The organism is Bacillus cereus group sp. BceL291, from assembly GCF_051776705.1.
Lineage (GTDB): Bacteria > Bacillota > Bacilli > Bacillales > Bacillaceae_G > Bacillus_A > Bacillus_A cereus.
On sequence record NZ_JBPWAP010000007.1, the window covers coordinates 18,359 to 30,983 of the forward strand.

A 12,625-nucleotide genomic window follows, 5' to 3' on the forward strand; every position below is an offset into this window, starting at 1 on the left:
AGCGTCCTCTTTTTTATATAATAAAAAGCACTCCATAAGGAATGCTTTTGTTTTATTCAAAGTCTCTTGTTGCAATAAAGCGACGAATTTCTTCGCGTCTATTGTATACTTCGTTTGAAATAGTTTGAATTGCAGTAATAATTAATGTATGAATATTAATTCCTGCTATACTAAACCTTCTGAAATCATTACGAGATAATGATTCTGAAACACCATCGTCATCCCAGTAATTGATTTCCATTACATCTTTTCTTACTAAATTAATCAAACTTTTAGCTAGAGGAGATTCTCTTAAATCTCCTTCTCCCCCTCGTCCAGGCGCCTTAAGAATGACTTCATGCATACTACTACCATCTTCTGCCCATCCACGCTTCCAACGTTCATTTGTAATTTCGTCTTCAAATACTTGTGCTTCTTCCGAGATATATCTTCCTGTTTCATGTAATCTAACTCTTAGCATCGTAATTCGATAATGCCTAAAAATATGTGCAAAATCTTCATCATCTGCTTCTCTTGTCGTATCCAAGTAGTTAAAAATAGCATTACAAACAGCTTCAAAAGCTTGATTTAACATTAAAGATAATCTTGTCATATTAGTATCCTTTGACAAATTGTCAGGTGGATAATCCCTATGTTGAACTAAAAGGCGTTTTTCTTGCAAATCTAACGCTACACATGTACTCAAATATGGTGATACCTCTGGCACATATGCATTTTTATCATCATCTACAGAACTGATATTCGACTGATGTCCTTCACTTAAGCAAAATGTAATTATATCATTAGAATAATCAATATCGTTGGTAATACAATAGTCAAACCTATACTCTCCTGGTTGTTTTGCCATTCCTCTAAGAAATTCAAATAAAGCTTGACCATGTTGTGCTAAATCGTCTGGGTAAATTACTTGATATACTCTAAAATCCAATAGACATACCTCCAATGTATAAATTTGTCACAAATATATTATAACAAATTTACATATTAGAAAGTACTATTTTTCTGAAATAATAGATAAATCTTCAATATCAATCCAAGTTGCATATCCATCACTAAATTCAACTCTGACCTCTTTGCCATGCGGACCCAGTTTTGTTTGTAATACTGTTCCAACCTTTTCATATAAGTCTGGATTAAATCTAGAAATAACTTCTACTTTATCACTAATACAAATTTCATTCATGCTAAATCACCTCATAAGTTATTTTTCTCATACAATAAAAACACTCCAATACAAGCTTTACACTGCTTGTCCCTTGTTAAAGTATATTAGAGAGGTAAAATTTTATTCTTCTTCCAATTACTTAATTTTATTTATCTACAGTATAATTAAGTAATTGGAAGAAGAGCAAAAGCTCTCCTAGACCGTTTAGACTAATAATCTAGTAATTCTAATTACGAATTAAGAAATCAAGAACATTGTATTTGCATAAGGTTCGTAACATCTTATACAAACGGATTTCTTTCTAATGGTTGCCAATTGAACCGCTGAGGTGAAAAACAAAGCTCATTCAATCATTTACCATAGAAACTGGTTTCGGCTTTCATATATAGGTGGCATTATGATGACAAAATTAATCGTTTTAAAAAGAAAGTCCCTTCAATTCATACAGAAGAGACTTTCTTTTACTTGTTGTGCAATTTTTTTATCCGCTCTACGCAAATTCTGCTGAACTGTAGACCTTGTAACACCTCTCATTTCAGCAATTTCTTCCTGCGTAAACATCCCCGCCTTATACATTACAAATATTTCCTTTTCTGTTTTGGTCAAGGTAGATAGAGCATCATCTAACTGTATCTTTTCCCAGGTTGTAATTGCATTCTCTTTTTGCTCTTTATCCCATTCATACTCTGTTTCCTTACTTCTTAAATATCGTTGTATTAACAATGGATTTACTTTCACTTCTCTTTGATAAGAAGCTCTCCTTTCGATCCCCCGTTTTAGTCCCGGTTCTTTTCCTGTACGCATCCACTTTAGAGAGTCTTCAATATCACTTATCATTCCATTTATAATTTTCTGATCTCTTTCATTTTCTTGGGCATTTGCTTTTTCTTTTGCAACTAATAATTGATTCAACGTCTCTTTGTATTGTTTGATTAAGTCTATCATGCAGTTTGTCCTCCTTAGAATAAAAAAAGGACGCTGATTGGTTGTAAGAAATATTCTTTCTTACAGTTAATCAACGTCCTTGAATGTGGACTATTTTCTTTTTATTTTAATACTTATTTCGGTATGTGAAATTATTTATTTTAATTCTCTCTTTTTCATTTGTATATGTAAGTTACCTGTAGTAACACTATATTTTTTTGCGATTTCAACATATGTTAGTCCTTGTTTACTAAGCGTTACTGCATTCTTACATATTCTATTCCATTCTTTAGTTGTTCTTGGTTTCTTCTGTTCAGTACCAATACGACCACCTAATAGAACCCCTAATTCATTAATTTTTATCCCCGCTTCGCACTCTGTCCAACAATGCGCTACATCCCTACTATATCTATAAGTACACCCTACGCAGTGTTGCTCTTGTAAATCTAAAATTTGAATGCGAGCTTCTTTTTTATTCATATTACAGACCACTCCAACTTATCTACATGGTGCAGATAATCCACTAACGCTCTATCGGTTGACTTTACTAGATAAGTTCTATTATCAAATACAGAGCGCGGAATTGATTTTCTCCCACCTAATTTTGCATCATGAATATACTCTTTAATTACTTCAAAGGGAACTAAGAACACCGAATGTTCTATACTAAATTCAATTAAGAAGAAACAAATTGCTCCTAGCTTTTCAGCCTGCTCTAAATATTCAATTTGATGTGGTGATATATTCTTTAAAGCGAAACTTGTTTTATTAGTCGTTGCTTTTGCTTCAAATGCTATCATTCTACCTTTATATATTCCGTCATAATCAACAGTTGATTTCTTTTCGAAATAGCCTTCTTTAATTCTTCCATCTTTAAATAGTTTTGTAACAACTACAGGTGTAGCACGTTTTGTAATTAACGCTATGTTCTTTCTTCTGTACATATCATTTGACCAATTAATTAGATTCTCAAACGCTGCTCCATGATCTCCGCTATAAGCCATATTCAAATCCCCTTTTTCTCAAATAACGATTTTGTTAGCAGAATACTCCATAACCAATTTGATGATTCAATTCTTTATTCCAGTAACCAACTATTGGTTCTGCTTCAATCTTAAATTCTTCCCACTCAAAATCCGCTGGCATGCTATAAGATATAAACCACATAAATAGGTCTAATACGTCACTTTCTGAAAAACATATCCCTTTATCTTCTACATGAATATTATTGAAACTAAACCCGTGTTTAGATAAAATATCGACAGCTTCCTCACAAATACTTGATTCTTCGCATTCTACTAAAAGGTATCTCCAATTTCGAAATGGAAGATCTTCGATACCTGTATAATTTTTACTACAATTCATCTGTAATCCAATCTTTCCACATGTATCTTTATATGCTTGTCGCATCACTTTTACTGGATAATTGCAATATACATAAAAATCTTGATATTGATTATGCCCATCCTGTGACCAATCTCCAACAGGAACTTTAAATAATGTTTTGGTCATGATACTATTCTCCCCTCCTACCAAAATAAAGATTTTATTTTAAATTGGCCAATGTATCTTCCAGTTGCAATTCGGCTAACAAAAGTGCTGCGCCTTGAAACGCTTCCGATTTCCCCTTATAAAACCCTAAAGTTTCTAAATCTGCTAAATCGCCTTCTCCATATTCCTCCGCCATTCGATTACAACTAACTGCCGCTTCCATAAGTTGAGTAATCACTTTATCTATATCCAACCTTCCATCCCCTTCTTTTTCTCCATTTCTAACAAGTATCTTTTCAAAACACTCTTTGCATATGCCGTTATGATTACCGTATTTTCCGCATTGGCTACATTTTAAATTCATACCCTCTACCTCCTGCCAAATAAGGATTTTTTCAGTTGTTTATTTAGTATGCGTACCTTCTACGCCTCGTTTTTCCCTACCCACAGTGCGTTTTCTAAGCCATAGTAACGCCTCTTCTAGCTTAGTGATTGCCATTGAGTTCTCTTTACAACGGAAATCCGTTTGATTGAAATGTTCAAGACGACAAATAACCATAGCGATAAGATCTTCATTCATTACACCGTTAATACCAGCTTCTTTGATTGGTCCTTCTTGAAAATCAACTTCTCCAACCTTTAAAGGTAGTGGGTTATCGTTCTCGACGTTATTAGGATTGTACATAACGATTCCAGTGTTAGCATAAACTTCGAAGTGATGTGGAGCATTGTTTGTAAACTCCTCTTCATGAAATACCTTTGTATACTTACTTGTTAACAAATCATGTTCTAGTCTTTTCATTTTTCATTTCTCCTTTTCTATTCAAATAAGAATTTTGTTTAGTTTTCCAGTAGCTCCGGATTATCGTAAATATTTTTATCGAAACCATCATCTAAGCTGTTAATCCAAAAAGTATTTAATGGGATTTCCCAATTGAACGGCTCAACTGATTTATCTATAGGATCTAAATACCACCCGACAGCATTATCAATAATTTCCCCTGTTTCATGGCACCTAACTGGGAATTCTCCATTTTTCACAATGTAAAAACCATCACTGTCACCTTCGTAAATTTCTTTTCCGTTCTTATCCTTTAAGCCTGTATATTGCATTACATGAAACGCTCGTTGTTCTGGAGTTCCGGGGAAGATCTCCCATGCGGGTAAGTCGAAGATTTCTCCCCATCCCATCATTTTTTTACTCATTACATTCCAAACTCTAAATTGATATCTCATTTTTATCCGCCCTTTCTATTCAATTAACTGACCATATTCATCAATTTTTATTTCTCCAGATTCTATCTTTTTATAGAATTCATAAAATTCATCAGCAACCCCCAACAAGAAAGATTGATCGTCAAGGGTTGTGTAAAGCTGACTAATAATAAACAGACGATAAATCCTGTGCCACTCTTTTATAGCTATATGTTCGTCCATCTACACCACTCCATAAAATAACTATTTTGTACTAATTGACTCCCAATCAAATGTTTCTAATATATTCAACAACCGTTTCACTTTTGGCGCTCTCCAAGCCGTCATAGCGTATGTGTGAGCCTTTGAAGAGAAATGATGTTTATTAAGTTCCAAGTGGCGTTTCGCTTCTTCTTTTGTTAGGAACATAGCGTTAGGAACAATAAATTCTTCCTCTTTAACAAAAACTGCATTAAAGAAACCATTATCGTTTAAATTACTTTCTACATACTCCCATAACTCATCGAAGTTCTCTCTTTCATCATTAATAAGCGACACTAATGTTTTGTCTTCCTCAATTTCTTCTCCATAAATATCTTCCAAGAACTCTTTCAAATCACTAAAATTATGAAATTTAACATGATCGCCATCGTTATAGATACGCTCCTCATGCCCACTGTCATATTTATCGTTTCCTGGAACAAATCGATAATCCTTGATTACCCAAAAACGTGGTGATTCGTTTCCGTCAGTTTCTTGTGTTTTTAATTCCTGCTGCAAATCCTTTAAAAATTGAATATCCTTGTTCATTTCCCATTCCCCCAATTTTTTAATCAAATAACGCTTTTGTTTAGTTTTCTTTTTTAATTTCAACCATTTGGATTTTACTAGTTTTTACAATCGCATTATTAAATTGAATCGTATTCTTATTAGTAATAATATTTGTTAATTCCGTTCTATCATTAGCCGCCATTGTACCGTCAAAAACAAGTCCATCGTGTAAGTAAACCTTAACTGTAAACTCCTTCATAAGCATTCCCTCCTCACTTTTGTACAAAATTCAAATTTGGTCTTAATATCCGCTAACAAGACGATTAAAGTTTTCCTGATTTTTTTCTTTATACATTCTCACAACGTCATCCCATGTAAAACCTGCAAATTCAATAATTTTATAGAATAAATCCATCATCATTATTAATGGTCTTTTTGCGCCAATAGAGTCTTTGTATTCGGCTTTTCCAATAAGATGATTTGCATTCTTATCCATATGGAAGAACGCTTTATTAAAACCGTTTATTTTAGTTTCTGTAATATAAATTGTTCGAAGTAGATTTTTGATTTTAAAGTCCATAGCAACCGACAACCAAAAATGCAAAATATCAACCATTTCTTCTAAAAATGTATCTTTAGGTTGCTCAAATTTTAAGGACCACATTTTAAAAGAATTTGTTGCATTCCAGGCTTCATTTACTTCATTTTTCAGTGCATAAACCTTGTTATACAGCATGTCATAGCGAGCATAATTTTCTTTATGCTTCGCTATGATATCCTTATCTAAAACCCTTTGCATTTGGAATAGTTCTGTTAAATCAATAAATCTATTTTCCATGTAATTTCTCTCCTACTCTTGAAACTTATTTATCTGAACGCTTTCTTTTGTTAATCTTATCTACCAATCTGAAGACAATCATAACCACCAATACACAGAATATTGAAACTACAAATCCCATGATTTAACCAGCCATATCCTCAGCAAAGAATAGAATCTCTAAATTTTCTATTGCAACCTCATATATTTGATGCGAGTTCATGATTTGTACAGTTGCTCTATCGTCTATTACGTGTAAAATACGAGATGCATACACATCATCCGTTACAACATCACCTGAGCGATACTCGTTCGGCTTACGTCCTTTTTGAGCAAATACACGTCTTAAACTTTCTTTGTTGATCTCTTCTACTGTTGCATATCTACATTTATTTGCATGATTGTAGCCCCAATCACCATGTATCGCTCCTTGACATCCCCATGTTCCCCATAACTCTACTTTGTTGTTAAATGTATCTTTAATCACTCGTTTCACTTGTGCAATAACTTTGTTATCCTTCAATTCGCATACAACCCATTGACCAGCAGTTACTTTCTTTTCATCAATCTGTAAATTCATTTTCTATCTCTCCTTAATTAAAGATTTATGAATTCAAACTAATTAGCTATATAAGTTAACTTCCTGCGCTGCATCATTTCTTCTCTTGATGGAATAACCAACTTTGACCAAGGTGAAGCTTCTTTTGCCTTCTTTCCACATTCTGATCGTGTTAACACTGGAGTTGTTATGGCTTCTTCTACAGTCCACTTCAAACGTTTAACTCTGTCACGTGCCGTACTATAACTAATACCATTTAATTCAGCTTGTTCCGCTTGTCCATCAGTTAACACTTTATTTTTACATTTTGAATTGGCTTGTTCCGCCAATTTTAATGCTTGATATTTATCTATAGGTGGCTTACTGATTGCATCAATCAATCTCCAACCTTTTTTTATTCTTGCTGTATAAGTTGAATGAGAGATACCATTTTTCAAAGCTATTTCTTTAATGTTTTTCCATCTATTTGCGTTATATCTTGATGGTTTTGTCATTGCAATTTCTTTATCCCACCCCAAATTTCTAATCCTACGTGTCAGTAATTCATTACTAATTCCATTCTTTGCAGCCACCTCATATTCTTCTGGAGTTATATAATAATCATATGGATTCCGCATGAGTATCTTCTCCTATTCAATTGTTAGTTAAGTTCTTGAATTTCTTTTAACGATCTATTCGAAACTTCAATACTACGAATCTTAAAACTATAATTCTTACGATATTTTTCACGAATTTTTAACGCCGCTTCTTCTTTCGTTTCAGCTTCACAAAATTCTAATTTAAATCCTGATTCTGTAACAATATCTACCATGTATGTATCTATGAATGGCTCGTAAATAAAATCATGATCTATTGTGATTTGTTCAGTCATTTGATTCACCTTTTATCGGTGAAAGCGTAATTATCATTTGTTGATCTAACACATTCCCTATCACAGCATTCATCCATAGATTAGGATTCATTTTTCTCATTAAAAATTCGATGACTACAATTAACTCTTCGGTAAATAAGGAAACAAATTCTCCTAAAGGTTCTTGATTAAACTTGCCACCACGTTTTTCAATCGTTAGAACTACATCGTTATCAATCACGTATCTTTTTGCAGTTACTAAATCAAATTGACGGACTTTCTCGCGGCCAAATCCTTTTATTAATTCCTTTAGTACGTCATGAATGACACGAAAATCTAACACTTTTACTCTCTGTTCAAGCTGCTCTCTACACTGCTTGCATAAAGTTCTTTCCAAACCAGAAATATATATTTTACTCATATCAGAATCTGGAAAAAAATCCTCGCATTCGTAACACTCTTCTCCAATTACATCCTCAAATGGATTTAACATGCAAATCGCTCCTATGATTTATATTTGTTTAGCACTTCTTGCAATCTCTCACGTTCTTCATCAATAGATTGCGAGTTTTGCTTTTCGATTTCTTTTTTAGTTGGCTCAACATCTTCACGTAACCAATCTGGAACAATTTCTTTTCTATTTGAACGGCCTGGTCCTGAACCATTCAATCGCTTGTTCTTACTCATTTCAAAGCGTCTATCTAATGCAGCAACATCATCTAATGTTTTTACTTTTTGCTTTTCCCAGCTTTTCAAAATGGCCTTAATGTAATTCCATTTTGGCTTATTTTCATCAATAGCTTTGTGACCAGCATGTTTAATTAATTTGCTACCAAACGAATCACAAAACTCTCCCAATTCCGTAATAGCAATTTCACTTAACGGAATTCCTTCACCTTTTAAAAAGTTATAACTGACTTTAAATTCTTCATCGACTAATACATGTGATTTCGATTCTTTATTATCATCATGATAATAATTAGTATTTTGTATATTAGTATTTAATTTATTAGTACTTAGTATATTAGTATTTAGTAGTGTCGGATTTTCCACATGTAGGTTTCCCACAAGTGGCTTTTCCACATCTGGGTTTTCCACATGTGGAATTTCCATAAGTGGCTCTTCCTCATGTGGCTTCCCCGTATCTGGTGTTTCATAAATTTCAGTTTCCCAATTTGTTATCTTCTTGCTCTTTTCATCACGAACTGGATAACGCTTGATATATCCTAGCGCTTTTAACTCTTTAAACCCTGAACGTAACGAGTCTTCCCCGTCCTTAGCGTGTTGAGATAACTCACTTATATGAAAAGTCCAATTATCAGGTAATGTAAGTGCATAAGCTAAAATTCCTTTTGCCTTCCAAGACAACCTTTCATCTTTTAAACCGGTATTATTTATGACAGAATAATTGCTGTCTTTTTTCACTCGGATAATTCCCATAAAAGCCACCTCATAAATTCTCAAGAACTATATTTAATGTTATACTTATCAAGTAATATTTTTTCTAATAGGACCCGTTGCAGCGGGTTCTTTTTTATGAATTCCGTCGAATACTATCGACAACTTCTTTTCTTCCTCCCACTTCTTCCAAACGATCTGCTACTTCTAAAACCTGTTTTCTTTCTTTAGAAGAATCATTTTTTATTTTCTTGAAGTACATAGCTGATAACTCCTTTGATATTTCTAAATCTCTGCTATTTTGCTTTTGATATAAATCATGAAGTTCAACATAAGCAATTTTGTCGCCGTTTCTATTGGCTTGCTCCATTTGTTTATATAAAAGTTGTCGGTTCTGTATACATTCCTTACGCTCTTTTTCTAATTCTGATGCCATCGTCAAATGTTCTGGAAGTACTCTGTTTTCGGTTCCCATTGTTTAAACGCTCCCTTTCTAAACGATCACTTTCATCAAACTTTCGTTCAATGAAAGTACCGCCTTTATAAACTCCATACGCAAGTATCGCAATCCCTAATCCAAAGATACAGACATTCGTTGTACTTTCTACCGTTATAATGTCCATTAGGCTAAAATAAACACCTTTTTAGATTCCACTTCTTGCGATAATGCTTTATTTAGGTACTCTTTAATGTTATTCATTGCTTCTAATTTCCAAGCCCCACCGTCAGCTTCAAACAAACCACAACGAGCACCTTCACGCATTCTAAACACAAACCTACTTTCTGGTTGTTCTACTTCTACAAATGTTCTATATGGCATTAACTCAACTGGGTTAGGAACTTTCGCCTGTCCTCTTGTAGCAGTTCCTGTTTTTACAGTTACAGCTTGCGATACACCATCATCTTCAATTCCTTTTACCATTTCGTCTACAACATTTCCTATCACCTTTAAAATAATGCCACGATGATCATTTTCTACAAATCCTGACTGTAATGCGATATTAAGTTCTTCTCTGTCATAAAAACTATCAAAGTTAAAACGCGGAATAGATGCTTTCGCTTGGATAAATGTACTTCTTACCTTGTCGCCATTAACTGCTGTAAATACACTAACTGTCATCGGGTTCTCGATATGAATCATTAAAGGTACCGCTGTATCAAACTCAGATTTTATGTAACTTACCAATCCAGATAAACTACGTACAACAATTTCCGCTGGTGTTGGTTCTTGCACAAGATGTAAGCGTTGCGTTGAATATGTCTGTTCACCGATTTTGTGTGTTTTAATTGTTCCAATCTCTAATACCTTTTCAATTGCTTCTCTTGTCATAGTCATTTTTTATTTCCCCTTTTCTTAATTAGATTTAGTTTTCAAATAATCGATTACTACTGTTTGCTTCTCAGCAGCCTGATTTTGTTCTTTTTCTTCTACTTCTTCTACAGGTTGTCCAACATCTGTTTTCACATCACCCTGTAGATCCATATAAAACTGTCCCTGAATCCCGGAAGCTAACTCTTGACCAACTAAATTTCCGTTTTGATCCATATCTAATAGAATCTTAGACTCTACCGCTTCTGTTGGTGCTAGTTTCGAAGTGGCTTGAACCTGACAATTCCATACATCACGCTTTTTATCACCAGCAAACGAAAGTGTTAAAACAATCTTTCTTGCTTTTTTAGGATCAGTATTTAAATCCGCCATATTTTCCATTACACGCCCAAACTCTTGATGAAATCTTTCAGCAAGTGCTCCATCGGCAAATGTATTTAAATCAATCATGACTTCCATTACTTTTCTCACCTAAACCTTTCTTATTAAAATTCAACATCCACTTGAATATCGATGTTCATAGGTAGTTCTTGAGCTACAATAATTGAATTAGGACTCGTTCCTTTTTTAATCAACTTTTGAACTCCTTCTTTTGCGGCATCCTTTGTTTTGTATCCAAAAACATTTGGTGTACTGGATAAGCTCGTAACAATTACTAAAATTTGTTGTTGCATGATTGCTCCTCCTACTGAACTTCCGCCATATTTATTTGTGCATTTGTGGCTGTAATTTCTTCTTCTAAAATAATTGGAAGTGAATATTCTTCATTAATGATTTGAATCGCTCTATCTAAATGATGACGTTTAATAGCTTTATAACTACTAATTCCAAACTCTCTATGTAATTGACTATAAATATCGCTATACACTTTTTTTCTAAGGTTAACATCCCTATAAGCGTTAGATTCCTTACCACCTAATAAAAGAACACCTAACTTTCTTACAACCTTTGATACTTCATCACATTCGATAGCATATAAAGGAGCGTTTTCTCTTAAATCCTTCACATCTGATTTAATATCTTGAATTTCTTGTTTTTGACCTTCTAAAACATCAAATGTGAGTTTCAGAATACTCATCGGATCTTTAGGAAGTTGTTGCTGATTTTGTATGTGTTGTTTCATTCGTTTAAACTCTTCAATAAACTTAATTTTCATTTGAACAGCTTCTTTTGTGTTGTAACTCATTGCAACCAGCGTGAAAGCTTCTTCTGTCAAGTTATACTTAAGATATGTTCGCCCACGCTCATTTTCATAATTTGACTCGTGAAAATTTACGAGTGAAAATTCAGGTCCCGCATATTCAATTTGTTTTCTAATATCTTTCAACACATTGTCATGTGTCTTTTCAAACATTTCAGCAATCATTAAACTATCTGTTACTACTTTTCCGTTGTTTTCAAATACTAATGATTGTTCATTTGCTACTGTTAGTTGATCCATGTTACTTTCCTCCTCTATAAACTTGGAATTACTTTCGTTGCATTTGTGTAACGATGCACTAAATGTAGTTCATTACTTACTTTTTTGAAGATTAGCCAATTATCAGGATTTAAATTGTATGATTTGATATGAATCCTTTCCTTTTTTGTTGGATTTTTACCGTTCTTCAATTAATACACCCCATTTCAGTTATTTGTTATGACTTGACTTCTGATTTATCCTTTATTCTTTGAGCTGCTATTCTCGGAACAGATGTCCTCATTAAGAATGCTTTTAAAAGTTTTAATGCTTCTGGACTTGGACCATCCATTTTAATTAGTTGTTCCGTTAATTGGTTTGTCATTTGATATCTTCCTCACATATTTCAATACCTAAAGTGTCTGCAATTCGTTTTTTTTGTTTTTTCCCTTTCCTAGACCCTTTTAAAATATCCGATAAATAGGAAATAGAAATTCCTAATTCAGAAGCAAATGAACTAAGAGTTAAATTTCGTTTTAACAACTCCGTCCTTACTTTTATTCCAAAATTTGAATATTGCACTTTGTTACCTACTTTCTTTTTGCGAAAATTTGCGCTAAATTATTGACTACACATTAGCAAATATGCTAAATTAAGTGTATGGAAAAAAGACGCAGAAATCCCAAGTTAGTCGCCCCCCAGCGATCACTAAAACATTAATGCTATG

Annotated in this window: 27 protein-coding genes; all 27 read right to left on the minus strand. The window is 33.5% G+C overall.

The window, feature by feature from the left end:
• Window positions 1-52: 52 nt before the first annotated feature.
• Window positions 53-928, minus strand: a complete 876-nt coding sequence (locus ACS2CR_RS07365) for a hypothetical protein (RefSeq protein WP_060852350.1) — start codon at window positions 926-928, stop codon at window positions 53-55.
• Between the two features lie 66 nt (window positions 929-994).
• Entirely contained in the window at window positions 995-1,183 is a 189-nt protein-coding gene (locus tag ACS2CR_RS07370) for a hypothetical protein (protein WP_016109416.1), read from the minus strand.
• A 417-nt stretch (window positions 1,184-1,600) separates the two neighbouring features.
• Window positions 1,601-2,110 carry a sigma-70 family RNA polymerase sigma factor gene (locus ACS2CR_RS07375; protein WP_060852351.1) on the minus strand — a complete coding sequence of 170 codons (510 nt, stop codon included), beginning with the start codon at window positions 2,108-2,110 and terminating at the stop codon, window positions 1,601-1,603.
• A 135-nt stretch (window positions 2,111-2,245) separates the two neighbouring features.
• The gene (locus tag ACS2CR_RS07380) at window positions 2,246-2,569 is read right to left on the minus strand and encodes a zinc-finger domain-containing protein (RefSeq protein WP_042597321.1); all 324 of its coding nucleotides are present in this window, start codon (window positions 2,567-2,569) and stop codon (window positions 2,246-2,248) included.
• Window positions 2,566-3,093 carry a Holliday junction resolvase RecU gene (locus ACS2CR_RS07385; protein ID WP_033699649.1) on the minus strand — a complete coding sequence of 176 codons (528 nt, stop codon included), beginning with the start codon at window positions 3,091-3,093 and terminating at the stop codon, window positions 2,566-2,568. The genes ACS2CR_RS07380 and ACS2CR_RS07385 overlap by 4 nt, the downstream gene beginning before the upstream one ends.
• Window positions 3,094-3,127: 34 nt before the next feature.
• A complete protein-coding gene (locus ACS2CR_RS07390) occupies window positions 3,128-3,601 on the minus strand; it encodes a hypothetical protein (RefSeq protein WP_052497242.1) in 474 nt (157 codons plus the stop codon).
• A 34-nt stretch (window positions 3,602-3,635) separates the two neighbouring features.
• Complete coding sequence (locus ACS2CR_RS07395; RefSeq protein WP_042597319.1) at window positions 3,636-3,944, minus strand: hypothetical protein; 309 nt, start codon at window positions 3,942-3,944, stop codon at window positions 3,636-3,638.
• A 39-nt stretch (window positions 3,945-3,983) separates the two neighbouring features.
• A complete protein-coding gene (locus tag ACS2CR_RS07400) occupies window positions 3,984-4,382 on the minus strand; it encodes a hypothetical protein (protein WP_042597317.1) in 399 nt (132 codons plus the stop codon).
• A 38-nt stretch (window positions 4,383-4,420) separates the two neighbouring features.
• A complete protein-coding gene (locus ACS2CR_RS07405) occupies window positions 4,421-4,816 on the minus strand; it encodes a YopX family protein (protein WP_060852352.1) in 396 nt (131 codons plus the stop codon).
• Between the two features lie 15 nt (window positions 4,817-4,831).
• Window positions 4,832-5,017 (minus strand): hypothetical protein, encoded by a 186-nt coding sequence (locus ACS2CR_RS07410; RefSeq protein ID WP_060852353.1) that lies wholly within the window; start codon window positions 5,015-5,017, stop codon window positions 4,832-4,834.
• Window positions 5,018-5,038: 21 nt separating this feature from the next.
• Window positions 5,039-5,584 (minus strand): hypothetical protein, encoded by a 546-nt coding sequence (locus ACS2CR_RS07415; RefSeq protein ID WP_060852354.1) that lies wholly within the window; start codon window positions 5,582-5,584, stop codon window positions 5,039-5,041.
• 40 nt (window positions 5,585-5,624) lie between these two features.
• Window positions 5,625-5,804 carry a hypothetical protein gene (locus ACS2CR_RS07420; protein ID WP_074643155.1) on the minus strand — a complete coding sequence of 60 codons (180 nt, stop codon included), beginning with the start codon at window positions 5,802-5,804 and terminating at the stop codon, window positions 5,625-5,627.
• A 42-nt stretch (window positions 5,805-5,846) separates the two neighbouring features.
• Complete coding sequence (locus ACS2CR_RS07425; RefSeq protein ID WP_060852356.1) at window positions 5,847-6,383, minus strand: dUTP diphosphatase; 537 nt, start codon at window positions 6,381-6,383, stop codon at window positions 5,847-5,849.
• 124 nt (window positions 6,384-6,507) lie between these two features.
• Window positions 6,508-6,942, minus strand: a complete 435-nt coding sequence (locus tag ACS2CR_RS07430; RefSeq protein WP_042597308.1) for a hypothetical protein — start codon at window positions 6,940-6,942, stop codon at window positions 6,508-6,510.
• A 38-nt stretch (window positions 6,943-6,980) separates the two neighbouring features.
• Complete coding sequence (locus ACS2CR_RS07435; protein WP_042597306.1) at window positions 6,981-7,538, minus strand: hypothetical protein; 558 nt, start codon at window positions 7,536-7,538, stop codon at window positions 6,981-6,983.
• Window positions 7,539-7,561: 23 nt separating this feature from the next.
• Entirely contained in the window at window positions 7,562-7,792 is a 231-nt protein-coding gene (locus ACS2CR_RS07440; protein WP_042597305.1) for a hypothetical protein, read from the minus strand.
• The gene (locus tag ACS2CR_RS07445) at window positions 7,785-8,264 is read right to left on the minus strand and encodes a hypothetical protein (RefSeq protein WP_060852357.1); all 480 of its coding nucleotides are present in this window, start codon (window positions 8,262-8,264) and stop codon (window positions 7,785-7,787) included. The genes ACS2CR_RS07440 and ACS2CR_RS07445 overlap by 8 nt, the downstream gene beginning before the upstream one ends.
• 11 nt (window positions 8,265-8,275) lie before the next feature.
• Complete coding sequence (locus tag ACS2CR_RS07450; protein WP_060852358.1) at window positions 8,276-9,211, minus strand: DnaD domain protein; 936 nt, start codon at window positions 9,209-9,211, stop codon at window positions 8,276-8,278.
• A gap of 94 nt (window positions 9,212-9,305) precedes the next feature.
• Complete coding sequence (locus tag ACS2CR_RS07455; protein WP_228417467.1) at window positions 9,306-9,605, minus strand: hypothetical protein; 300 nt, start codon at window positions 9,603-9,605, stop codon at window positions 9,306-9,308.
• Window positions 9,577-9,792, minus strand: a complete 216-nt coding sequence (locus tag ACS2CR_RS07460; RefSeq protein WP_014894867.1) for a hypothetical protein — start codon at window positions 9,790-9,792, stop codon at window positions 9,577-9,579. The genes ACS2CR_RS07455 and ACS2CR_RS07460 overlap by 29 nt, the downstream gene beginning before the upstream one ends.
• Window positions 9,792-10,505, minus strand: coding sequence for a hypothetical protein (locus ACS2CR_RS07465; RefSeq protein ID WP_042597301.1), 714 nt, complete (start codon window positions 10,503-10,505; stop codon window positions 9,792-9,794). Before ACS2CR_RS07465 ends, ACS2CR_RS07460 begins: the two co-directional genes overlap by 1 nt.
• A gap of 18 nt (window positions 10,506-10,523) precedes the next feature.
• The gene (locus ACS2CR_RS07470) at window positions 10,524-10,958 is read right to left on the minus strand and encodes a hypothetical protein (protein ID WP_042597300.1); all 435 of its coding nucleotides are present in this window, start codon (window positions 10,956-10,958) and stop codon (window positions 10,524-10,526) included.
• A 26-nt stretch (window positions 10,959-10,984) separates the two neighbouring features.
• Window positions 10,985-11,173 (minus strand): hypothetical protein, encoded by a 189-nt coding sequence (locus ACS2CR_RS07475; protein ID WP_001187283.1) that lies wholly within the window; start codon window positions 11,171-11,173, stop codon window positions 10,985-10,987.
• A gap of 11 nt (window positions 11,174-11,184) precedes the next feature.
• Window positions 11,185-11,940 (minus strand): Rha family transcriptional regulator, encoded by a 756-nt coding sequence (locus tag ACS2CR_RS07480; protein WP_060852360.1) that lies wholly within the window; start codon window positions 11,938-11,940, stop codon window positions 11,185-11,187.
• A 14-nt stretch (window positions 11,941-11,954) separates the two neighbouring features.
• Window positions 11,955-12,110, minus strand: coding sequence for a DUF6906 family protein (locus tag ACS2CR_RS07485; RefSeq protein WP_171840955.1), 156 nt, complete (start codon window positions 12,108-12,110; stop codon window positions 11,955-11,957).
• A 26-nt stretch (window positions 12,111-12,136) separates the two neighbouring features.
• Entirely contained in the window at window positions 12,137-12,283 is a 147-nt protein-coding gene (locus tag ACS2CR_RS07490; RefSeq protein WP_171840956.1) for a hypothetical protein, read from the minus strand.
• Window positions 12,280-12,480, minus strand: coding sequence for a helix-turn-helix domain-containing protein (locus ACS2CR_RS07495; RefSeq protein ID WP_042597296.1), 201 nt, complete (start codon window positions 12,478-12,480; stop codon window positions 12,280-12,282). Before ACS2CR_RS07495 ends, ACS2CR_RS07490 begins: the two co-directional genes overlap by 4 nt.
• Between the last annotated feature and the right edge of the window lie 145 nt (window positions 12,481-12,625).

Excerpts from the sequence above, each read along its gene's own strand:
- ACS2CR_RS07370 (WP_016109416.1), bottom strand. The coding sequence starts at position 1,183 with ATGAATGAAATTTGTATTAGTGATAAAGTAGAAGTTATTTCTAGATTT.
- ACS2CR_RS07375 (WP_060852351.1), bottom strand. The coding sequence starts at position 2,110 with ATGATAGACTTAATCAAACAATACAAAGAGACGTTGAATCAATTATTA.
- ACS2CR_RS07380 (WP_042597321.1), bottom strand. The coding sequence starts at position 2,569 with ATGAATAAAAAAGAAGCTCGCATTCAAATTTTAGATTTACAAGAGCAA.
- ACS2CR_RS07385 (WP_033699649.1), bottom strand. The coding sequence starts at position 3,093 with ATGGCTTATAGCGGAGATCATGGAGCAGCGTTTGAGAATCTAATTAAT.
- ACS2CR_RS07390 (WP_052497242.1), bottom strand. The coding sequence starts at position 3,601 with ATGACCAAAACATTATTTAAAGTTCCTGTTGGAGATTGGTCACAGGAT.
- ACS2CR_RS07395 (WP_042597319.1), bottom strand. The coding sequence starts at position 3,944 with ATGAATTTAAAATGTAGCCAATGCGGAAAATACGGTAATCATAACGGC.
- ACS2CR_RS07400 (WP_042597317.1), bottom strand. The coding sequence starts at position 4,382 with ATGAAAAGACTAGAACATGATTTGTTAACAAGTAAGTATACAAAGGTA.
- ACS2CR_RS07405 (WP_060852352.1), bottom strand. The coding sequence starts at position 4,816 with ATGAGATATCAATTTAGAGTTTGGAATGTAATGAGTAAAAAAATGATG.
- ACS2CR_RS07410 (WP_060852353.1), bottom strand. The coding sequence starts at position 5,017 with ATGGACGAACATATAGCTATAAAAGAGTGGCACAGGATTTATCGTCTG.
- ACS2CR_RS07415 (WP_060852354.1), bottom strand. The coding sequence starts at position 5,584 with ATGAACAAGGATATTCAATTTTTAAAGGATTTGCAGCAGGAATTAAAA.
- ACS2CR_RS07420 (WP_074643155.1), bottom strand. The coding sequence starts at position 5,804 with ATGAAGGAGTTTACAGTTAAGGTTTACTTACACGATGGACTTGTTTTT.
- ACS2CR_RS07425 (WP_060852356.1), bottom strand. The coding sequence starts at position 6,383 with ATGGAAAATAGATTTATTGATTTAACAGAACTATTCCAAATGCAAAGG.
- ACS2CR_RS07430 (WP_042597308.1), bottom strand. The coding sequence starts at position 6,942 with ATGAATTTACAGATTGATGAAAAGAAAGTAACTGCTGGTCAATGGGTT.
- ACS2CR_RS07435 (WP_042597306.1), bottom strand. The coding sequence starts at position 7,538 with ATGCGGAATCCATATGATTATTATATAACTCCAGAAGAATATGAGGTG.
- ACS2CR_RS07440 (WP_042597305.1), bottom strand. The coding sequence starts at position 7,792 with ATGACTGAACAAATCACAATAGATCATGATTTTATTTACGAGCCATTC.
- ACS2CR_RS07445 (WP_060852357.1), bottom strand. The coding sequence starts at position 8,264 with ATGTTAAATCCATTTGAGGATGTAATTGGAGAAGAGTGTTACGAATGC.
- ACS2CR_RS07450 (WP_060852358.1), bottom strand. The coding sequence starts at position 9,211 with ATGGGAATTATCCGAGTGAAAAAAGACAGCAATTATTCTGTCATAAAT.
- ACS2CR_RS07455 (WP_228417467.1), bottom strand. The coding sequence starts at position 9,605 with ATGGCATCAGAATTAGAAAAAGAGCGTAAGGAATGTATACAGAACCGA.
- ACS2CR_RS07460 (WP_014894867.1), bottom strand. The coding sequence starts at position 9,792 with ATGGACATTATAACGGTAGAAAGTACAACGAATGTCTGTATCTTTGGA.
- ACS2CR_RS07465 (WP_042597301.1), bottom strand. The coding sequence starts at position 10,505 with ATGACTATGACAAGAGAAGCAATTGAAAAGGTATTAGAGATTGGAACA.
- ACS2CR_RS07470 (WP_042597300.1), bottom strand. The coding sequence starts at position 10,958 with ATGGAAGTCATGATTGATTTAAATACATTTGCCGATGGAGCACTTGCT.
- ACS2CR_RS07475 (WP_001187283.1), bottom strand. The coding sequence starts at position 11,173 with ATGCAACAACAAATTTTAGTAATTGTTACGAGCTTATCCAGTACACCA.
- ACS2CR_RS07480 (WP_060852360.1), bottom strand. The coding sequence starts at position 11,940 with ATGGATCAACTAACAGTAGCAAATGAACAATCATTAGTATTTGAAAAC.
- ACS2CR_RS07490 (WP_171840956.1), bottom strand. The coding sequence starts at position 12,283 with ATGACAAACCAATTAACGGAACAACTAATTAAAATGGATGGTCCAAGT.